The 22,024-nt window shown below is 70.3% G+C and carries 9 protein-coding genes and 1 pseudogene; 5 read left to right on the top strand and 5 right to left on the bottom strand.

The window, feature by feature from the left end; all coding sequences use genetic code 11:
- Positions 1-627: 627 nt before the first annotated feature.
- Both ACFYZL_RS25710 and ACFYZL_RS25705 read right to left on the bottom strand, forming a co-directional pair.
- Entirely contained in the window at positions 628-4,593 is a 3,966-nt protein-coding gene (locus ACFYZL_RS25710) for a hypothetical protein (RefSeq protein WP_388682064.1), read from the bottom strand.
- A 2-nt stretch (positions 4,594-4,595) separates the two neighbouring features.
- Positions 4,596-7,544 (bottom strand): hypothetical protein, encoded by a 2,949-nt coding sequence (locus ACFYZL_RS25705; RefSeq protein WP_388682061.1) that lies wholly within the window; start codon positions 7,542-7,544, stop codon positions 4,596-4,598.
- A gap of 519 nt (positions 7,545-8,063) precedes the next feature.
- On the opposite strand from ACFYZL_RS25705, the gene ACFYZL_RS25700 reads away from it, so the two are divergent.
- From ACFYZL_RS25700 to ACFYZL_RS25690, 3 genes and pseudogenes are all read left to right on the top strand, one after another.
- Positions 8,064-8,567, top strand: a complete 504-nt coding sequence (locus tag ACFYZL_RS25700; protein ID WP_388682058.1) for a papain-like cysteine protease family protein — start codon at positions 8,064-8,066, stop codon at positions 8,565-8,567.
- Positions 8,568-8,816: 249 nt separating this feature from the next.
- Positions 8,817-9,425: a hypothetical protein gene (locus tag ACFYZL_RS25695; protein WP_388682055.1), complete on the top strand. Its 609-nt coding sequence runs from the start codon at positions 8,817-8,819 to the stop codon at positions 9,423-9,425.
- Between the two features lie 570 nt (positions 9,426-9,995).
- Positions 9,996-10,091, top strand: a pseudogene (locus ACFYZL_RS25690) (matrixin family metalloprotease); the annotation flags it as partial.
- A 79-nt stretch (positions 10,092-10,170) separates the two neighbouring features.
- On the opposite strand, the gene ACFYZL_RS25685 reads toward ACFYZL_RS25690, so the two are convergent.
- Together ACFYZL_RS25685 and ACFYZL_RS25680 are read right to left on the bottom strand one after the other, a co-directional pair.
- The gene (locus ACFYZL_RS25685; RefSeq protein ID WP_388682052.1) at positions 10,171-14,820 is read right to left on the bottom strand and encodes a hypothetical protein; all 4,650 of its coding nucleotides are present in this window, start codon (positions 14,818-14,820) and stop codon (positions 10,171-10,173) included.
- A gap of 3 nt (positions 14,821-14,823) precedes the next feature.
- Positions 14,824-18,765 carry a hypothetical protein gene (locus tag ACFYZL_RS25680; RefSeq protein WP_388682048.1) on the bottom strand — a complete coding sequence of 1,314 codons (3,942 nt, stop codon included), beginning with the start codon at positions 18,763-18,765 and terminating at the stop codon, positions 14,824-14,826.
- Between the two features lie 443 nt (positions 18,766-19,208).
- On the opposite strand from ACFYZL_RS25680, the gene ACFYZL_RS25675 reads away from it, so the two are divergent.
- Both ACFYZL_RS25675 and ACFYZL_RS25670 read left to right on the top strand, forming a co-directional pair.
- The gene (locus ACFYZL_RS25675; protein WP_388682045.1) at positions 19,209-19,928 is read left to right on the top strand and encodes a hypothetical protein; all 720 of its coding nucleotides are present in this window, start codon (positions 19,209-19,211) and stop codon (positions 19,926-19,928) included.
- A gap of 13 nt (positions 19,929-19,941) precedes the next feature.
- A complete protein-coding gene (locus ACFYZL_RS25670) occupies positions 19,942-20,640 on the top strand; it encodes a hypothetical protein (protein ID WP_388682042.1) in 699 nt (232 codons plus the stop codon).
- A gap of 81 nt (positions 20,641-20,721) precedes the next feature.
- Here ACFYZL_RS25670 and ACFYZL_RS25665 read toward each other — a convergent pair whose 3' ends face one another.
- A complete protein-coding gene (locus ACFYZL_RS25665; protein WP_388682039.1) occupies positions 20,722-21,927 on the bottom strand; it encodes a hypothetical protein in 1,206 nt (401 codons plus the stop codon).
- Positions 21,928-22,024: the final 97 nt, after the last annotated feature.

Genomic DNA, 22,024 nt, shown 5'->3' with positions numbered 1-22,024 from the left:
AGTGCGAGAAGGACTGCATGAACGACTGCCTCTTCGTACCGTGCTGCACCAGGCAGACGACATGCGACAACGGTGTGCGGCGCGTGCGCGAGTCCTGCCGGCTCAGCTACTGGGAAGGCACCCGCACCTCGGACTGGAAGACCACAGGGTGGTGCTGATGCACACGTCGGCACCGGCCTGAGCGGTGCCCGCCAAGGCACGGGCGTCGTCCCGCTCCTGCGACCACGACTGAGGCGACTCACGGTGACACCTATAAATCCGCCCATCGAAGGGTTCCACTACGACCTGCCCGACTGCAGCGAAGCCTGGCCGACCGGCATGCAGACGAGCTGGTGCCCGACGGAATGCGACGTCTACTGCGGCAGGGATTGCGAGGGAGCCTGGAACCCGAGGCAATGCCGGACGAAGTGCGAGAAGGACTGCATGAACAACTGCCTCTTCGTACCCTGCTGCACCAGAGAACAAAAATGCGACTACGGTGTGCAGCGCGTGCGGGAGTCCTGCCGGTTCAACTACTGGGAAGGCACCCACACCTCGGACTGGAAAGCCACAAAGTGGTGCTGATTCACACGGTCCACATGTCGACGCCGGGTGGCGCATGTCCACCCGGCGCCGACATGTGACTGGTCACAGGGTGAATGTATCCAGATAGGAAACCCGCTGGATCAGCCCTCGCGCACCGCTGCGGACCTCTTCGACTTCCTGAACCAGCAGACGCTGCGGACGCCCCTCCGACGGTGCGCCCAGCAGTGTCAGCGTGCCCTCCCAGCGGCCGATCGGACCCGTCACCGACTTGAGCGGCAGCGGCACCGTCGCCTCTGAGGTGTCGAGGCTGATCCATTGCGCGGGGTCGTCGATCGAACCGGTTTGCCGGATCTGGAGCCTGACGGTCATCCGCGTGGCCAGACCACCCGCGCCCGGCGGCGGCAGCGGGCCGGTGACCACCACGGTCGCGTCCCTGCCGACCACGGACACCGACGCCTGCCTGCGGGCCGGGAGCTGGACGAATCCCGCGTCGACCCCGGGCGAGAGCCTCAGGTCCTGCGGTGAGAGCAGCGCGTTGTGCTGGAGGCGTGCCACCCGCAGCCGTACGAAGGGCTGGTAAACGTTCTGCGCCTGGAAGCGGACGTCCGCGTACCAGAGCCGGCGCTTCTCGTCGTACTTCACGGGGTAGCCCATGGCATGGCCCTGGGGCACCGTCTCGTCGACGGCGCCGAGCAGGTCGACCGGCCGCGGGTAGGCGATCACCGGGGCGGAGCCCGGCTGGCGGATGGGGTCGCGGCCCCACATCGTGGCCCACTTCGCGGACGCCGCATCGGGCTGATCGCTCGGCCCGAGGACGCGAACGGCCAGCATCTCTCCCTCGCCCGAGGCGTACCAGGGCCGTTGCAGGTAGACCCGGACCACGCCGTCGAGCCGCGTGCTGGTCAGGGCCGTACCGGCCGTCCCGCGCTCCCACTGGAAGGCGGGGACCGCCGAGTGCACCACGGGCGCCGGCGGCCGCGCGGTCGCCGGGACGTGGCGGGTGACGGTTGTACCGGCCCGCGTCACCGGGGGAGTGGTGAAGGAGACCAGGACCTCGGTGCCGTCCGGTATGGCACTGGCGTCCAGGCGCGCGACCGTGCCGTGCTCGTCGTCCACGACGAAGTCGCGGCCGAAGGTGTACGTCACCCCGGGGTCGGCGGGAGTACCGGCGGCCGTGACCGCGGCGGCGGGTGCCGCTCGTACGACGACGGTTCCGGGGACGAACGCGGAGGCCACCGACACCGCGTTCCTGCCGATGAGCCGTACCTTGCGCGACTGGGTGAAGTACGAGACGAATCTCGACACGCCCACGGGGGTGAACCGGATCGCGCGGTGGCGGGTGTCGCCCACCTCGTGGCGTGCTTCGAAGGGCACGGTCACGGTGCCCGCGCGGACGGCCGGGTCGTCCTCGTCGCCGGGCGCCGGGCGGTGGGCGCGGTCGGCGCGTACGGCCTCGTCTCCCTGGCGCAGGACCGCCCGGGCGGAGGGCTCGGTCGGTTTGTCCTGAGTCGGGTCGTCGACGTACTCGGTCCACGCGGCCTCCGTGTGCACGGACAGGGTCGAGGCCTCGTGAACGCTCATCGCCGGGGCCTTGAGGACGTAGGCGGTCTCGCCGGGGCCGCGCTCGATGCTCATCTGCCCGAACTCGGGACCGACGACGGGGCAGCGGACCGCGTGGATCAGACGCAGCTCCGTCGTGGGGGTGAGCTGGGCGAGCAGCCCGGCGGCGACCCGGGCCCGCAGTTCGTCGAGTTCTTCGTCCGGGCGGCCGTCGGATTCGGTGAACCACCGCCACAGCGCCATCAGGTCCTCGTCGCCCCGGTTCAGCATGCTGCTCAGCAGCACGGTGTGGGTGGCGGCGGGGGGCACCGTCACGCGGATCACCCGTCCGGCGGAGTCGAAGACGGGGACCTGCGTGGCGCCTCCGATGGAGCCGGGCGCCACGACGAGCCGCAGCGGGAAGCGTTCGTGCCATCCGCTGCCCTGCGGCCAGGAGGCGAGGAGCTCCGGCATCCCGGGCAGTCCGTGCAGCGCCACTCCGCTCGACATGGGGTCGGGTGGCCACGTCGGCTGCATGGTGTCGGTGTCCTTGTACGGGGTTCCCCCGGCACCGGGGTCGGAAGTGCCCTCGACCTTCCCCTCGTCGAGGCGGGCGAGCAGTGCGTACACGGCCGGGTCGAGCCGGTGTTCGCGGGCCACGTCGAGAACTCCGTGGCGTTCCAGCAACTGCACGCTGGCCTTGGGAGCCAGCAGGTGCCGCTCACAGGTGGGGCCGGCCACGGGGGTGGCGGCGTTCGAGTTGTCCGTACGGACCACGAGCACCGTCAGGGACTCCCCGGGGGTCACCGGCCGGCGGGGTACGAGCACGGGTGCGGGCACGGGTTCGTAGCGCGAGTAGCGCAGCGGGGGGCTGGCCGGCTCGCCGGCCGTCGGCTGGGCCTTGAAGGGCACGCTGCGGCCCGCGAGGTCGACCAGGCGGGCACGGAAGCGGTAGGTGCGGCCATAGCGCAGGGACGGCAGCGTCCCGGGCGCGGCCTGCACGGTCGTGGAGAAGGGCAGGGTGGAATCAGGTGCGGGGCCCGGTTCCTTGAGCTGTTCCGAGGGGTCGATCATCTTGCCGTGGAGGGCGGCCACCATGCTCCAGCCACCCCAGCGGAACAAGGACTGGTGCAGCTTGGACACGGGGTTCCCGGCGGCGTCGCTGCCCCGGACCAGGCCGTCGCTGACGGTGCCCTCGTCGTCGATGGGCAGCGCTCCGGCGTGGCCCTGCACGTTGTAGCGGCCGGTGCGGCGGCACAGGGGGTACCAGCGCCCGGAGCCCTGGTCGAAGACGTCCACCCGGTAGCCCTGGAGCACGTTGTCGGCGTGGAGGATGATCGCTTCGCCGGGCTTGTCGGCCTGCTCCAGGTCCTTGTCCATGTCGAGGGCCTTGCGCAGCTGTTCGCGGAAGGCGATCTGGCGGTCGCTCTCGACCACGGAGATCCCGTCGGAGCGGAGGGCGGGCGCGAGCAGGCGCGGGGCCTCGCGGTTCCGCGGCAGGCCGGCCAGCATGGCGGCGTACGACTGGAGGCCGAGCGCCGCCGCGTCGACGTCGACGTCGACCACCTCGTACTTGCCGGTGTCGTCGAGCGGCAGGTACAGCGCGGCCTCGGTTCCGTTCTTCCGCGCCAGCAGGAGCCGGCCCTGCCGCAGCACGCAGCGCGTGAAGGGCTGGTCCACCCTGACGGGCGGATGCTCCTGCGGCACGGCCTGGATCTCGGCCGGCTTTCCTTCCGCCAGGGCCGACGGAAGGGGCACCGTCACGCGCCGCACGAGCCCGAGCTGTTCCATCAGTCCGGGGTGGTCGGCCAGGGCAGCCAGGATGCCGTGGAAGTCGCGCTCGGGCGTCTTGAGTTCCGCGGCCTCCTCGTCCCCCGCCTCGCCCGGCGGAAGGGTGAACGGTTCGTGGAAACCGGCGAGGCGCATCCAGCCGTACGGGTCCTCCTGGAAGTCGTCGGGCAGTACGCCCTCCCGGATCAACGACGCGTGGGCGTCGGCCACGCGCGCGGGATCGTCCGCGCCGACAAGGCGGACGAGACGGTCGACGGAGCTCCATCCGTCGGCGCCGCCCGAAAGCTCCCCTCCGAGGGTCGCGACGGGCAGAACCTCGGGGTACGGGCTGTCCGAGAGGGCGAAGAGGCGGCCGTACTCCGCGCGCAGGGACTCCAGCACGAGGTGGGCGGGGTAGGACTCCAGCGGGTGTGCCGCCACGGTGCGGTCGAAGACGAAGGGCTTGACCTGGGAAGCGGTGAAGACCTTTCCCCATAGCGAAGGCTGGGCGACCGGCTCGACCGTCGCCGGCGTGGTCGTCGATGCCCCGCTCTCGAACCGGAACCTGACATTCAGCTTGAAGGGGAAGCCCGACCAGGCCTTGGCGTTGGAAAAGCCCGTCAGGGGAACGAGACTGCCGGCCGAGGCCTGATCATCGGTGAGCCGAAGTCCGAACACGAGGGAAAGGTGGGCCAGCCCGTCGCCGGCGGCTGCCGTGGGGTCCGGCAGCAGGGTCCACACCACGGTCTCCAGTTTCATGGCTACTCCATCGGCGCGAATGCGGCGCAGCGGTCCCGCCAGGGCTGAGCGGAGGGGAACGCCAGGGCGAAGGACGGATCGTTGCCACCGGAGAAGGAGCGTTCGAGTTTCATCGTCACCGACTCCGAGAAGAAGGCCACGCGTACCCGGACGGTCACGAAGGCGTAGCCGTACAGGGTCTTGGGCGGCTGGAACTCCAGACCGAGGTAGAACTCGACCGAGATGTTGACGATGCCGAGGACGTCGAGCTCGCCGTAGGCCCGCAGGAAGCCCTTGATGGACGATGCCTTCTTGTCCAACCGGACGTACACGCCGGCGGTCACGCTGACGGAGCCGCTGGCGACCCCGAGGTTCAGCGCGACGGCGGCACCGAACTCCACCTGTCCCTCCAGCCTGACGACCTCGCCGGTGTTGACGGTCAGGGCCAGGAAGCCGCCGCCGCCGAACAGGGAGACCGTGGCCAGGAAGGGGTGCTCGCGCGAGGACACCGCGAAGGTCGCCTCGACGGGGTCGCCGTTGAAGGGCAGTCGCACCGAGGCAGACAGGGCCAGGTTCTGGAGCAGGAGCACACCCATCCCCACGCTGGGCACGGCGAGGGTGTAGCCGACGTCGATCCCGTCGGTGTCGACGTTGATCCGCGGGCCGTTCGCGATCGACGGCAGGTACTGGCGCAGCTCGTCGAGGAACTTCAGCTGGCCGGAGAACCCCACCTTGCCGACCTTCACGTCCAGCGAGGTCGTGGTGCCGGACTTGCTGGTGAACGCGATGCGCTGGAAGTCCACGTCGAGCACGTCCGCGAACGACAGCGTGAACCGGCTCAGCTCTCCGCGCACCTCCGTGACCGGTGGACCGCTCCCGTCGAGGTTCATCAGCGTGACGCAGCGCAGGTCCAGCGCCGTGTCGGCGGTCGTCTTGAGCGGGCCCGCCCGGGTGGGCGTCAGCTTGGGGTGCCAGGTGAGCGTGGTCTCCACCGCGTGCGGTGGCTTGTCCTGCCGCCGCAGCACCTTGGTGGCCATGCGGGGGACGTCGGTGCCGTCGCCCGCGCCGGCCGGTGGCACGGATACCGGGGGCACCAGCTTCGTCAGGTCGACGAAGCCCAGGAGCCTCGTCGGGAACGGCGGCGGCGGCCCGGATGCGGGCGGATCCGGGGGCGGCGTGAAGAAGCTGACCGGGTCGAACGTGCCGCTCTTTAGCCTCGCCAGGTCGCCGCCGATCAGACCGGTGGCGCTCGACAGTCCTGTCACCGGCAGGTCCAGCTTGGCGATCCCGCCGGACGCGGTGACGGGTGGCGCGACGGGGACGCTCGTCTTCAGCTGTGCGTAGACCTGCCGGCTGGCCGCCAGACCGTCCTTCACGTACGTCTTGTCGAGCAGCAGGGTATGGACGGCCGCCCTGGCCGCGTCATCCTCCTGTCCCGCATCGTGCTTCCTTGCCGCGCTGTCGTCTCCCGTCGCGCCGCGCTCGGCGACGGCGTCCAGGGCGGGGATCCGCGCGTCCACCGAGAGCAGCTCGGGGAGCGCCGCGAGACGCCCGGCCTTCTCCAGATCCGCCTGAGAGACGCTCGACCGCACCGCTCCGATGCGCAGGACCGCGACGTCCAGCGTGGTCGATTCAGGATCCGCTCCGGTCGCGGGCGCCAGTTCCAGGCGGCCGGCGGCGGGCAGGTCGGTCTTCTCCGCCTGAGTGTTGAACGCGGTCAGGGCCGCGGACAGGTCGCCGTGGGCCCTGTCCCCGTTCACGAACACCAGCGGCGCCGTAAAGGCGACGGGGTGCCCCCGCCGGTCTTCGGCCGTCAGGCTGAACCGCAGCCGCCCGTCCGGCATCCCGGGGCCCCGTACCCAGAACCCGACGTCCGTCAGGGGATCGGTGGCGTCGATGACGTCGGCGCTCAGCGGCCCGTTGAGCCGTACCCGCGTGAACGGGAAGCCGCGCCCCCCATTGGGGAGAGCGGCGACGTCCTGGTACGTGACGTCGGGTTGCAGCACGGTCAGGACACTGGTGCGGACGAGACCGTGATCGAGGCGCCGCTCGGTCTGCGTGGTGATCAGCGCGGGGAAGCCGAAGGGCAGCAGGTAGCCGCGCTTGAGCACGTCCACCGTGCTGTCCCGGCCGCCGACGGACTCGTGGCGGTACATGATCACGGTGGTGCTCGCCAGACCCAGCCAGTTGCCCGTCAGGTCGACGTTCGCACCGAGCGGGCTGAACGTCAGGTCCTGGGCCAGCGCGGGCCGTCGTGCCATCGACGCTCCGATGGCACGACGGTCGCCCGCGGAGAGGGAGCTCATGAAGCCCTCGGTGTCGTTGACGACCTCGGCCGGCTTGACCGGCACCGGCAGCCGGGACGGAGTCCCGGGAGGGCCGGACGCGGCGGGCGGGAGGGCGAGGCGCGTGTGCCAGATCCCGACCGCGCCGGTCGGGCCGACGACCGGCTCCGCGGCGTGCAGCCAGGTCACCTGGTCGGGGCTCTGCGGAGTGAGCCCGAGGCCCCATACGCATTCCAGCCGCGCCGAGTCCGTCGCCAGTCCCGCCCAGTTCAGCAGCCCTGATGCGGTGAGCGGGATCGACGTACCGGGCGGCACCCTGAGCGAGAGGCTGCTCAGGTCGGCGAACCACGCCTGCTTGACCGCTGTCGACGGACTCCCCAGCGGGGTGGCCTCCTCCAGGGTCGCCTGTGGCGGCATCCGGACGAGCAGGAATCCCGGCTGGTCGGCGGCCTTGGTCACCAGGCGCTGCTGCGCTCCCAAACCGGTGCGCTGCAGGCCCCGGAAGCGAAACTCGAGGATGAGCATGTCCTCGCGGCGCTGCAGCGTGACGACGATGCCGGTCATGTCCATGTCTCTGGTCAGGCCGGCGGCATCCAGCTCCTCGGCCGTCCGGAACCCGGACGGGCCGAGGCCCACACCCGGTCCCGACTCGGGCGGCGGTTGATCGGGGTCTTCATACGGGTTCATGTCCGTTCCCCTCGGAAGAGCGCGGGGCACGGCGCGGCGGACGCGCACCGCACGCCACGGATGCGTCGCACGTTAGGCGGGGGCCGTCATCCCACCGTCAACGTCGGGTGGGTACCGGCGGCACGGTCGTCTCCGGTGAGACGCGCCCGAGTACCGATGGCCGCCACTGTCCCGTCGAGCAATGCCACGGAGCGGACCCGACCCCCGGGAACGACGGTTACGGAGATCGGAGTTGCGGGCCCAAACGGCAGAACCAAGACTGATGGTGTGGACACTGAACACGGTCCGCAGGTGTGTCCCTTCCGGTGACCTCCGTCCGGCCCCGGAGACAACCCGATCCATCGCGCCGACGGCGCGCTCGTGACCGCGTTCCTCCTCACCCGTGCCCCTCCCACTGGAGTTGGTGACGGTGAATCAGTACACAGACCTGCCCTCCGATGTCGGACGGGTAGGCAGCCGGGGCCGGTGCAGGCTTTGTGTGAAAATGTTTGAATAATCCATCGAAGGCGGGTGGAAATTATGGCAGGGGATAGCTTTCCATTCTTCATGTATCGACAAGAGCAAACCAAGTGGTGCTGGGCCGCGACGGCAGTGAGCGTGTCGCACTACTATGACATAGCAAGCCCGTGGATCCAGTGCATTCTGGTGGACGACGAATTCGGGTCGACAAACTGCTGCGAGGACGGCTCCACTTCTGCCTGCAACAGGCCCTGGTATTTGCTTTCAGCCCTGAAACGGGTTGGACATGAGGGACCACTTGATGACGTACCTCCATCCGCCCTGGTATCGGAAATCGCCGCCAGGCGGCCAGTGGCAACAAGGATCGACTGGACCGGCGGAGGATCCCATTTCCCGTTGATAAACGGATGGGCCGATATCGTCGTCAGCTTGAATCCATACACCCTGGAAAGGTACCTCTACATCCAGGATCCATGGTACGGCCCGTCCTTCACTTCCTTCAACAATTTCCGTATGAACTATCAAGGTCAAGGAAGATGGAAGGTCACGTTCTATACCACGTGACGAAGCCGGCGCACAGATGGCGTTGCCGACTTGCTCACGAAGCCTCAACTGCCGCGCAGGGAATTATCGGGTCTCGCTGCCGACACCTTCGGCGCCCGTTGCGGTACTCGGCGTGAACGAGGACGGAGAGCGGCTTCATCCGGCCCGCACCAGGTCGGCCGGCTGCAGCCGGCACCTTGCATTGCGCGCGGCCCCCTCTCCACACTGAGTATCGGGAACGTCCTACATCCCTTTAGAAAAGGTGGGGTAATGGCTATTCACTACGCGTCGCCGCCGGACAATTCACGGCAAATCGCACTGACAGGCCTCGAACACTTGGCAGAGTTCGCCCAGGATGCGCGAGCCGTGGACCTGATGGGGTTGCAGGCGGATAATCTGGAACTTTCAGTGCCACATGCGATGCACGTTGCCCGGCTCGATGAACTCGCTGCGCGCCGTCCGCTCGGCGAATCCGCTATCACCGGATGGCGATACCTGGCAAGCAGGGGTTCGCGCGTGCTGGCCAGCACTGAACTCTCTGTCGACACCGATGGGCGGCCGACCGGGCTGGAGCAGGTCAACATGGGCCCATACGTCGAGTCCACGGCACAGGCACTTGCGGATCTCTCCGAGAATGACGAGATCCGGGCCGGTAATTATGAACTCCGCATTCTGAAGATCCCGGGGCTTTGCGCGGTCGTCTTGTGGCTGTCCCCGACCGACTCCGAAAGGAACCTCTTCGTCCCGCTGGCACCGGCGCCCGACTATCTGGAAGCCGGCCGCATCTATCGTGAGGACGAGATGCTGGCCGCACTTGAGGGACCGGCGCGACTTCGCCTTGAGTTCGACGATTCGCGAGACGAGCCATATGGCGAATAGTGACCGGCACCGCGCCCCATGGAGCCCTCGCCCACTCGGGCGGGGGCTCTGCATCGCCCCCGGCCCTCAGCCGGCCGTGCCGAACACGTGCGGCGGTTGACCGGAGTCGTACAGGTTCATGTCGGCCCCCTGGGCGGACCGTGAGGGCAACGCCCAGCCGACGCACACTGCACGCCACGGAAGCCTCGCGCGTCAGGCAGTGACCGTCACTCCGGCGTCATCGCGGCGTCACCGCGCCCGCGATCGCCGACGGACAGTCGGTAGGGTGGAACGGCGATACCGCAGATCGGAGTTGTGGGCTCAACGGCGGAACCAAAACTGATGGTGCAGGCGCCGGACACGGTCCGCAGGTGTGTCCCATCCCTGAGACCCCCCGGGCCCCCTCTCTCGACGTGCCCCAGTCCGTCACGTCGTACGACGTGCTCCGGAACGAGCCCCTCCCCACCCGTCCACATCCCTTCACAGGAGTTGGTGACGGACACCGAGGTGTATCCGTACCTGCTCCAGTCCCACGACTCGGTCAGGATCAGGTAGGCGCGCGCCGGGGGCGCGCGGCCGTCACCCGCTGCAATCTGGGCCATCGGGGCGGAGCCCGGTGCCCACGACGTGGAGTCGGTGGCCCTTCACGAGATCGGACACCTCATCGGACTGGAACACTCCACCGATCCCAACGATCTGACCGGCGCTCTGGACCTGTACCCGCCGTCATGGCCTCGTCAGCTGGGCCCGTGGTGGCAGGCGAGGGTCAGAGCGCGACCTCGTCCGCGTAGACCAGGCGTTCCTCCCAGACCGGACGGCTCAAAGAGGCAGGGAGTGACGTGTCGGTGGGGGCGGGAGGGTCTCCGGGGAGGTGTTCCCATTCCTCCACGACCACGCGCCAGTCCGAGGGTTCCTCCGGGCGTCGCAGGGGGAGCGCAGTGCCGGGGTCGAGTTCGGCGAGCCAGGCGTAGTCGAACGGGTCGGTGCCGAAGCCCTGGCCGGCCAGTCTCTTCGTGGTCACCGTGGCCCATCCGAGGTCGGAGTCGATCCCCGCCACCCTGCGCTGGAGCCGGGCGATCAGAATACGGTTCTTACCGATGGCCTCGGCCAGGGCCTCCGGGGTCGCCTCACCGTCGAGGGGTTCCCGGGTGCCCACCGCGCCGCTGACCACGACCCGGACGTGCCGGTCGTCCGTCCGCCCGACCCTGAGAGTACGCTCGGGAGGCAGCTGGACGAAGTCGCAGAGCACCGGCGGCGACAGGTGGCAGCCGGTGACGCTGTCCGGCTGGTACCGGGCCACGGCCAGCCGTACGAACGCCCAGGAGACGGAGCCGGGGTCGAGGGCCACGTCGACGTACCAGAGCTGCCGCTCCGCGTTGTACTGCGGCTGGTAGCCCACGACGACCACGGACTGCGGGCGGGAAGTGTCCGGGAGTGGAAGCAGTTTCGGGGCGGTGACGGGGCGGCCGGGCCGGCCCTGGTCGTCGACGCCGGAATATCGCGCGAAGCTGTCGAGCCGCAGCGGTTCGAGGGCCCGGCGGGGGATCGTGCCGCCTGTCCAGGCAGGGTCCGCGCCCCAGCGCGAGACGAAGGGGAACTCGTCCTCCGGACTCGCGCCGGAAAGCAGCACTCCCAGCAGCTCTCCTTCACCACTGCTCCACCAGGGACGCTCCAGATAGACGCGTACCCCGGCCCGGCGTCCGCGGCGCCGGGCCATGGGCTGCTCGGTGTCGGTCCCGTCCGACCAGCGGAACAGTGGGATGACCGAGTGCACGATCGGGGCCGCGGGCGGCGCGCTGGAGGGTACGGACACCGTGACCGGCGGGCCGACGACACTGCGCCCGTCATCGTGGGCACGGGCGCCATCGAGCGGCGGGAGCTCGGGGTCCGCGGCGAGAAGCTCTTGGTGGAAGTACTCACGGAACCGGGTCGTGGCACGGAACCGGTAGGTGACCTCGCGGTGGCGGGTGTCGCCGAACTCGTGAACGGCCCGGTGGGAACGAAGCCCAGCCGGGGAAGAGGCCGGGGCGGATCCGTCGAGGGCGGCCAGCACGGCGAGGTCCTCGTCGGGGGCTACGTGAGTCGTGAACGCCACCGCGGTGGCCTGCCGTTCTTCGTACCGCGGCATCGACAGGTCGTCCGTCCAGTCGGTCCAGCGTGCCTCCGCGGTCAGGCTGTCGGTGCTCGGCCCGTGGACGTCCACGCCCCCCAAGAGAGTGACCGAGGTGTCTGCCACGCGGCGCGAGGTCAGCACCACGGTGGGCCGGGGCACCTCGAGGGGCCGCGGTACGGCATGGACGAGGAGGACGTCCTCGTACGGGGTCAGGGCCCAAAGGCGTCCGTCCGCCGCCGCCTCGGCGACGGACGGATCGCGGCGGACGCCCTCCGGCAGGCCGCGCCAGGGACCCAGCAGCTCCAGCCCGTTCGCCGCCACCGAACTGGACAGCCGGAAACGCTGTACGTCCCCGGCGGGCAGCCGGAAGTCCAGCACCCTGCCGGTGACCGAGGCGGAGAGTTCGGCTCCGCCGCCGAGGACCAGCCGGAAGGGCTGGAGGGAGGGCCACGTACCGCCGTACGCGGCGGTGAATCCCTCGCTCCGGTGCGGGAATCCGATCCCCGTGTCTCCGCCCGCGTCCGGGAAGACGACCGCGATGCCGTCGGCCAGCGCATCGGGCAGGTACGGCAGAACCAGGTCGTCGACGTCGTGGACCACGTAATGCCCGGACGGCAGCGGGTCGCCGGGGCTTGCCAGCGGCAGCGTGACGTGCCCGTCGGGTGTGCCGGGCTGGTGCTCCAGCCGGACGGCGGGCTGCGGCAGGCGCTGCGAGGGGTGGTCGAGGTCGGCCACGTCGAGGTCGAGGAAGGAGCCGTTCTCCCGAAGAGCCCAGCCCAGCATCGCGCGATGGTCGGCGGGGTCGGTGGATCCGATCGCCCTGTCGAACATCCCGTGCAGCTCGGCCTGGATCTGGCTGGTCTTCGGCGGGGCGAGGTGCCGCTCGGAGGTGGCGTGGTAGCGCAGGTCCAGCGCGGGGTGGGTGTCGTGCACGGACGAGGCGTACGCGGCGGGGCCGGTGACCGTGATGGCCAGGGTGTCGGGGTCCTGGCTCACGCCGGAGCGTACGACGAGAACGCGCAGTGATTCGCCCTCGGTGTAGCGGTCGCGCGGGACGGGAGCGGGCGGGGTCACGGGGTCCCACCGCAGGAACGGGTAGTGGGCGGTGATGGTCTCGTAGGCGGTCGCTGCCGCCGCCTCGACGGTGAGGGCCCCGCCCTCGCCGGCCTGCGGGGTGAGCTCGGCGGCCATCATGTCGGCGAGTTGCGCGGCGGTGCGGGAGCCGGTGCCGGTCATGAAGGGCCGGCTGCGGTCCCGTAGCGCCACGGCGATCGCTTCCTCGATCGCGGAGCGGCGTACGGGACGGGTGACGTGGGCGGGCGTGTCGTCGAGGAGCTGGCGTTCTCGGAGCCGGGCGAGGACCGCTTCGGTGAGCTCCGGGTCGGCCAGTCCCGCTTCCGCCAGGACCGCCAGGGCTGCTTCGGCCGGTCCCGGCGCGAAGGGCCCCGGCGCCCCGGCCTCCCGTCCGTCCAGTACCCGCAGCGTCGCCTCCCGGAGGATTCTGTCCACGCCCTCGTCCTGCGCCTCCGCATCGCCGGAGTCGGCGAGTAGCTGCTCGAGAGCGTGCTCCAGCTCCTTCCGGAAGGGCCCAGGGCTTTCCCCACCGGCGAGCGCCGCAGGTGGCCGGGGAGGCCGGGAGTTCCCGGCGAGGTCTACGGCCCAGGCGCGGAACGCATAGCTCCGGCCGTAGCGCAGCCGGGGCAGCGTGCCCGGCGCGACCCTGGTGGTGATGAGCAGCGGGTGGGTGAGGTCTCCGGCCGGGGGCTGGGGGACCGGGTCGCGGACCACCTCCTGGCCGTTCTCCCGGACCAGGAGCCGTCCGGGTCGCGGGGCGGACAGGCTCCACCCCTCCCAGCCGAACACTGCCTCGTGTACGTGGATCGGCGAACCGCTCACGCCCGGGGTCTCATCGGCGGCGGTCCCCTGGATGAACCCGGTCTCCTCCCAGGCGGTGAGGAGGGGGCCGTGTCCCGGCACCTGCGCGTCGACGACCCTGCGGTGCAGCGAGGTCCACTGACGGGTTGTGTCGTCCCACACCTCGACCCGCATGCCCCGCACCACGTCCTCGGTGGACAGCCTGGAGGAGACCGTGGTGTTCAGCTGTAGTTCGAGGATTCGCTGGCGCTTCAGCCGGTCCTGCGTGTTCCGGGCCCGCCCGGTCCGTACGAGCGTGAAGCCGCCCGCCCTGAGCGCGGGCGGCGCCGCGTTCACCGCGTCCGCCTCGCCCTCGATCCGCCGGAGCCGGGGCAGCGTCCACAGGAAGCGGTCCGTCTTGAGGGCACTACCGTCGGCATCGACGTCCAGTACGGAGAACAGGTCCGGGTTCCCCACCCGCAGACCGCCGGCGAGCCAGTCGGACGGGCCGTCCTGGGGGACGGTGAGCAGGGCGTCGTGATCGCCGAGGGCGCACTTCACGGAGGTCTGACGGCAGTGGCTGCTGTCCCCTGGGGTTTCGGCCAGAGCCTTCAGGTACGTCGCCCGGCGGAGCCGGGGCAGCTCGGCGTCGGCCACCTTCAGGTCGATGACGAGGCCGAGCGTGCGCAGCAGGGCGGGGTGGTCGCCGACCATGGCGCAGCGTTCGTGGAACTCCGGTCGAGGTGTGCCGATCTCCGGGGCAGGGGTATGCGGGTCCGGTCGGGGTTGGTAGGGGTACTGGCCTTCCGGACGCTCGTAGTAGCGGCGGCAGCGGTGGAATTCGGCCGCGAGACGGTGCCATGCATCCAGCCTCGCGACATGCTCTTCGAGCTCCCTCAGGTCCCGTTGGCGCTCGGTGTCCTCGTCGAGCGCGGCGGTCACGGGCCGTTCGTCATAGCTCCTGCGGGCGTCGCCGTCTCCCGTACCGAGCGCCTCGAACTGCCTGGCCAGGCCCATGACCTCCGCTGTTGCCGGGTTTTCGGCAGGGGACGGCGGATCGGTGGGGGAGGCGAGCACGGCGGCCAGGTGGAGGGACTTGGCGGTGTCGTGGACATACCGAGCGTCGAAGGTACGCCACCGCCGCCCGGTCCAGTCGGGCTGTACGGGTCGGCGTACGGGGGTGGTGGGCGGGAAGAGGGCACGCCAGGCCGCCGGATCGACGGGGCCTCGGAGCGGGGTGCAGGCGAGGGGGCCGGTCTGGTCCTCGAGCCGGATGTTCAGGGTGCTTTTGATCATCTGTGCCCAGTCGAGGAAGACCGCGAACTCGGACAGGACCGCGTCCTCGTGACCGGGATCGAGCAACGGGGTGACGTAGAGCGATACGTGGAACGGGCTGGAGGCGGCAGCTGAGTACGGCAGGGCGACGGCTATCCAGCGCTCGGAGATCATCGCTCATTCCTTCCGGTAGGCGCCGCAGTACTCGGCCCACGCGGGCGAGGCCCCGCCGGTGACGGCCATCATGTCCGCGAACGAGGGGTCCCCCCGGTGGCCGGAGAACTCGCGACGGGCCCTGATCCGGACCCGGCCGGTGTAGAGGGCGACGTCCACCTCGACCGTGACCATGGCCTCGCCGGTCATCTTGCCGGTGCTGAAGTTGTAGGTGAGTGCCATGTACAGCTCGACCGACGCCGAGATGAGTCCGAGCACGTCGAGTTCGCCGCGCATCCGGAAGTAGCCGGTCAGGGAACCGGTGTCGCCTTCGAGGCGGAGGTAGATGCCGAGCATGGCCGATACCGACCCGGAGGCCACGCCGAGGTCGACCGCGAGGACCGCGCCGGCCTCCAAACCGAGTTCGAGGACGTCCAGGCCTTCCGGGGACAGGCGCAGCCCCAGCCAGCCGCCACCGCCGATGAAGGCAACGGCGAGGGTGAACGGGCGCTCCCGGGTGCAGAAGTTGAACCCGTAACTGACACTCTTGCCGAAGAACGGGACCTGGAGGTCGGCGCCCAGGGACAGGTTGCTGAGGGTGAAGACGCCGAGCGCGATGTTCGGCAGGGCGAGGGTGTATCCGGCGGACAGCCCTTCGGCCGTCACGTCCAGGGTCGGCGGGTCGGCGAAGCCGTCCAGGGGGATCAGGCTCTTGACGTCCTCGATGAAGGACAGGGCCCCGAGGAACTCGACCTTGCCGAAGACGACGTCGATGTCCGCCTTGCCGCCGCTTCCGGCGGCGAAGCAGGCGTGGTCGAACCCGGCCCGGACCAGAGGCCCGCCGGGGGGCAGTTCAAGGCTGAAGTCGCGGAACTCGGCCAGCGCGCGGATCCCCATGCGGCCCTTGCCGCCGGCCCGGCCCTCGACCGCGAACTGAAGGCTGTCCGATGCGAGCCGTAGCACGGGGTCCGTGGCAGGCCACTGCGTGTTCAGCACCGGGGTCCACGAGTAGCGGAACCGCACCTCCGCGCTGTTCTGCGCGAGCCCCTTGGCGAACCGTCCGATGTCCTCGGCGAGGTCCTTGAAATCGCCCAGGTCCGCGAGCAGGTCGGCGAGGGCCTCGAGGATCTTACGGATGAATGGCGGCAGCTTGGCGGCGAGGGTGCGGAGTTCCTCGCTCTCCCTCTTGAAGCCCAGGGCGACCATTTCACCGGCGATCTCGTCGGGCTTCTTGTTCTTGAAGGATGCGAAGCGCACCGCCACTTCCTTCAGCTTCGAGTCGGTGGTCTGCTGTGCCTTCTCGGCCTCCCGCAGGGTCTTCCGAGCCTCCAGCAGTACCTCGGGGCTTCCCCCCGCCGCCCGGTCGACAAGCTTGTGCGCCTCGGCCACGGCCTGGTCGACGGCCTCCCTCAGCTGGTCCAGGTCGGCGAGGAACGCCTCGACCCGGTCCATGGTGCGAGAGACGAGGGCGGGAGCCCCGGCCGCGCCCGGGGCCAGGGCCTTGACCAGGTCCGACAGCTTGACCAGGCCGAAGAGCGTGGGGTCCGCGCCGCTCAGGAAGTCCTTGGGCGGTGCGCCGGCCGCGGTCAGGGTGTGTGTCTCGCCCACCACTCCGGTGTGGCGTGAGATCCCGCGGATGGGGAGCTCCGGATTGACGATGCCGCCGGCTCGCCCCGTTCCGGGCGGCCGTCCGGGACCGGGGCCCGGTGGTGCGGATGCGTCGGGAAGGAAGCGCAGCACGGGAACGGCCGGAGCCACCGGGTCGGTGGCGTGCTCGCCGGGTGCCTCGCCCTGGATCAGGACCTTTGCCCACAGTTCGGCCGTGTCGGCCGCGGTGAACCCGACGGCCCGGTACCGGTCGTGATACGCGATGGGCACCGGCCCGCTCAGCGGTGACAGATGGGTGACGGCGGGCAGGGACACTTCGGCCGCACTCATGTGCGGGGTCGAGTCGCACAGCGCTGCCCTGCCGCGCAGCCACACCGCCGCGGTCGGCAGGGCCGTGTCACCGCCGGCGCGTACGGGGCCGTAGGCGATCTGCTGCCCGAGCGCCTCGGCCCGGCGCCCGCCGAGGGGGTCGTTGTCGTACGCGTCGTCGATGTCCCGGTAGCGCTGGTAGTGTCCCGCCACCCACATCAGCGGCATGTGCAGCCGGACCGGCCGACCGTCCCGATCCAGCGCGTCGATGACGAACCGGAAGCGGGCACCGTCGGCGGAAGGCCAGAAGAGGGTGTCCTGGGAATCTCGGGCTGAACCGCTGGGCTCGTCCAGGGGCGGCGTGACCGAAGGACGGATCTCCACCCGCCGGAAGGGGAAGTCGTGCGTGTCGGTATACGTGCGGACGCGCTCACCGAGCACCAGGAACTTGCGCTGGTAGAGCCCCGCGACGGAGTCCGGGCCGGACTTCATGCGCCGTTCCGTCACTTTGACCAGCGCCGCCTGGTGGCCGAACGGGTACAGATAGCCCGGGTAGACCACGCGTACGTACTGGTCACGGCCCAGCGGGGCTTCGTGGTCCCAGGCCAGGATCGCTTCCACTCCGGCCGCGCTGTACGGACGGACGTCCCACTCGCCGTGCAGGTCGAGCCACGCTCCGAGCCCCGACAGCCACAGGGTGTCGGCGGCGACCGGCTGCGGACCGACCACCGCCGACGCCCCGGTGGCCGCGTTCCTGAGCAGCCAGGTCTCGGCGCTCTGGCGAACGATCATGTGGCGGTCCGCACGGTCGAGTGACATGCGGAACGGATCGTTCGTGGGGTGGCCCGGCAGATACGACTGCTGCTTCCAGTTCTGCGCCATCCAGTCCCGGTCCCGTGCCCACACGGCACGCACGATCCGGCGTCGGCGGTCGTGCTCGTCGGGTACGTGGGTTCCGTCGGGCAGCGGCGCGCCGACGGCCAGTCTGCTGTGCCAGAGCTCGATGTGGCCGGGCGCGTCGAGGGCTGCGACGGGCTCGAGGGCGTGAGCCCATGACGCCTCGTCGCTGGGGGAGAGGACGAGCCGGAACGGGGCCTCGATGGCCGTTTCGTCGGCTTCGGGCCGGCAGCTGAGCTCGGTCAGCGAGACCAGGATGCCCCCGATCTCCTGGCGGACGACGGGCGGGATCTCCTGGCTCACGCCGTCGATGGTCACGGACGCGGGCCGGGTCACCGCTTCGGGAAGCGGCAGGTCATCGGGGTTGTACGGGGTGCGCAGCGTGAACTCGGACCGGGCGGCGCGCATTTCCCGGGCCCGCGCCACGACGTCGGCGAGGCTCCCGGCCTCCGGTGCCTGAGTGGGCGGGTCTCCCGAGGCTTCACGTACCACGGCGCCCAGCGGGGTGAGGTCGGCGACGACTCCGTCGTGTAGGAAGAGCACGGGGCTGGTGGGCGGCTCGGGCTCCCGGGGCCGGATACCGTCACCTGCCCGGGCATCTCCGGGGCGGGCGAGGGGCGGGACGCGCATCCGCAGCCGACTCATCGCCGCCAGGATGCCCGCGCTGGAGAACTCGATCGAGTCACCCTGCGGAATGTCGAACACGAGCCGGCTGGCACGCGCGGGGAACACCGCGACCGGCGGGGTGACGCGCGCCTGGGGGCCCTCGCCCGGTCCCGCGGGGGGTGCGACGGTGGGCTGTCCGGCCGGTCCGGGCACGTACAGGGGTGGGGCGGTGGGCGTACTGCGGCCTTCGTAGACGGCCTGCTCCCCGAGGTGCTGGAAGGGGAAACGGACGACGAGTCTGGCCTGTTGGCCGGGGAGCGGTTCCAGCCTCGGCTGGCCGCCCGCACCCCCGGTCACCAAGCGGCATCCCGCCGCGAAAACCGACAGGGCGACCAGGTCGCCGGGCCGCACCAGGTCCACGTGGACGCCCGGTCCGGTGCCAGGCACGCCGGGCCGGCCCTGAAGGGTGTGCAGTCCGTTGAGGAACGCGAGCGGATCGCCCGGGAAGGTTACGCTCTGCGGTTCCGGAGTGCTTTCGGCCGTCATGATGCCCTCGGAGGTGCCTGAGGTGCGGTTGTCTGAGATGTCTGCCTGAGGCGGCGGAACGTCGGTCACGCCCCCCCCGACCGGCCACCCGAGGTCGCTTCTTCTCATGCTGGCACCAGCTCCTGCCGGGCGCCTCCCGGTGCCGAGACTCCGCGTACGCGCCTCCAACTACGCTGACAGGAAAGGCGTCGAGCCGCCGAGGCGGGCACAGCACAGGCCGCATCCAGCAGCAAGATCGAGTCGCCGGTGCGTTTCTTCCCGCGCACACTGGAGCTGAAGCCATCCCACCTGCTCGTGTCGTGACCATGCCGACCCAGGTGCTGGAGGGAGAGACCACATTCCCGACCTGCCGAGCCCTCGGCGTGCCCGCGAACCCGTACTCCGTGCACGCGCCCCCGGTTGAGGAGTCGGATTCGAAGCGGGAGGCGAAAGGAAGCATGGAGATGAAGGAGCAACGTCCGGGTCCGGGCTCGGATCCGTGGGCCTTCCTCGGGGATTTCAGCGAGCTGGCCCCGGCGTTCACTGCCGCGACCCAGGCCATGAGCGGCGTCGGGGAACACGCCGAGGCGCGGTACCAGGCAGCGCTCGGCGAGTTGAGGGCGAAGCCGCAGGGCGACCTCGTCGCCCTGGTGCGGCGCGGGTGGGACTCCTTGCCACGGGCGGCGTACATCGAGCGGTGGGGGCTCGTGCAGCTGCTCACCGACCTGCGCCTGTCCTCGGCGTCCGAACTCCTCGGGGACATGGTGGCGCCCCCGATCCCCCACGAGCGCGGCCACGGCCAGGAGCACGGGCACGAGCACGAGCACGACCACCGCTTCCCTCCGGCCGTACGTGAGGTGATCCTCCGTACGACGGCCGTCGAAGGCCTCGTCCGGCTGGCCGGGGAAGGGGACGGCAGGGCGGTCGAACTGCTGGCACAGCACGTGAACCACGACGAGCGTGCCGTGCGTGTCGCCTGCATCATCGCGCTGAGGGAGCTCGGCGACCAGGCCGGTGTCGACGTGACCGGGCTGGTCGCCGAGCCGGACCGCGAGGTGCTCGGCTTCCAGGTCACGGATCTGGAGGACGTCCGGCGGATCGACCGCGTCGACCACGTCCTGCACCCGGGGAACGCGGAGGGCTCCCAGCCCGAACCGCAGTCACCCCCGCCCTACGGAAGGTGAAGGAGGATCGGCCATGCCCGCCCCCTGCAACGCGACGGTGCCGGACAAGTACCTCTCCGGGGACCTCGGATACGGGCTGCTGTGGATCGGCCAGCCGGCGATATCCGACTACTTCTGGCTCACCTACGGCTTCAAGACCAACAAGAGCTACTGGTCCAGCGGCTTCGGGTACGAGGCGGTGACCGACACCGACCTGCCGCTCGCCCGGACGTACAACGCTCTCGCCCTGCTCGGCTATTCGGCCGTGAACTGGGCGGCGGACGACTACGGCCAGCCCATCTTGAACTGGGCGCGCCGGTACGTCCGGGAGAACGTCTCGGACCTGCGCTCCCTCTGCGGCACGGGCACGCTCTACGCGAAGTCGTTCTACGGCGCATTGGGCGTGGGAGCCCACCTCGACCTGTACCGGCCCATGTGGTACGAGCAGCAGGTCCCCACGCGTGCCTCGACGTTCGTCCACGAGGCCCGCCACCTGGGCGGATCCCGACACAACGCCGTCTTCCCGGCCGGTTCGGCCTTCGGCGCCGGCTTGAGCGGCGCGGATTCGAACTGGGAGTACAACGGCGCCTGGCGGTACGAAGCCGCCTACCTCTGGGACTACTACCTCAACGCGGTCGGGACCACCTCGGCGATGCGCCAGCTCGCCCGGCAGTGGGGCAACGTGATGCTCGCGGGCGCCTTCGCCACTGCCCCGCCCTACGTAATCGTCTGAACGGGGCGCCGCCGACATCCACCGCCATGGTCACACCATGAAGCCGGCAAGGCGCTGTCATGCTCCTCGGTGCCGACCTTCTCACCGCCCGCCGGCGGGTACGCCCGGCAACGGGCGCACCGGCACCTTGGCGAGGGGATCGCTCGCGGCCAGGCCGTGCGGGCGGTCGTACACGGTGTCGGCGGTGTGCGAGCCGGGTGCCCAGCGGCCGACCCGATTGCGTTCGGCGAGCGGGACCCCGGCCGCGGCCATGTCGGTGTTGGCCCCGGCGCGGAGACTGTGCGCGGTCACCTTCCGGTCGTCGATGTACGGGAGGCCGGCCTTCCCGGCGAGGTGCTGGATGCGTTCGTTGAGCGAGCCCGGACGCATCCGGTTGCCGCGCTTGCGGCCTTCCGGGTAGGTGCGCGGATTCCCGCCGGCGGTGAGCGAGCGGAAGACGGGCTGGTCGGGCCCGCCGACTCCGAGTTCCTCCAGCACCGCGAGCCAGGCCCGGGCCCGGTCGACGAGCCGGAGGTCGGGACGGTCCTCGATGAACCGCGAGGACCCCTTGCCCTGCTGGTCGGTCTTGGAGGAGGCCGTGCCGACGTGGATCCCGGAGGGGTGGATCCGAAGCCGCCGCACGAGCAGGTCGGCGAGCTCCATCTCGCGGTGGAGGTTGGCGTAGCCGAGCGCGACGAGGAAGGCGTCGCGCTTGCCGATGTTCGTGCTCTCGTCGCAGGCGGCTATGAGAGCCAGGCTGTACTCGATGGTGAGCGCGGCCGACCGCTCGACCTCGCCGCCGGCCTCGGCCCACGCCTTGCGCCACGTACGGAGCTTGCCCTTGACTCGGGTGGTGTCGGGGCGCAGGTCCACCGGCTGCCAGGACGAGATGCGGGACATGTAGGCCTTGACGGTGTCCGGCTTGAACTCGCCTTCCTTGCCCCGCCGGATGAGGTGCAGCCCGTACGCGGTGTACGTCGCGGTGGTGCAGGGACGGGCCAGCCGCGGCGGCTCCTGCGCGGCGCACCACGCCTGGAAGGCGCGCACGGTGGAGTCGCGATTGACACGGGTGTTCTCGGCCAGGTCCTCCGCGCCGAGCTCTTCGGCGTCCTCGGCGGTGACGTAGAAGTCGGCCGTCGTCCACGCGGGCCGCTCGTCGCTGCGGGGCGGCAGCCGGCCGGGGGCGAGCACGGTGTGCTGGGTGACCATGTACGGCGCCGGCTCCCTGGCGCCGTACTCGACGAGCTCGGCGTCGAACACCGGCGCCTCCTCCTCGGTGAGGGCGCCGCCGGAGGGTCGTTCGGTCATTTGTGCGACACATCCTCAGGTTGCTGGCGCCCGAGCCGAGTTACCGGTTATTCCAAGCAGAATAACCGGTAACTAGTCAGTTTCACATGGCGCCGAA

It is taken from the genome of Streptomyces sp. NPDC001717 (assembly GCF_042892775.1).
GTDB lineage: Bacteria > Actinomycetota > Actinomycetes > Streptomycetales > Streptomycetaceae > Streptomyces.
Note: the sequence above shows the minus strand (reverse complement) of the source record. Positions and strands in the feature narration are given on the sequence as shown.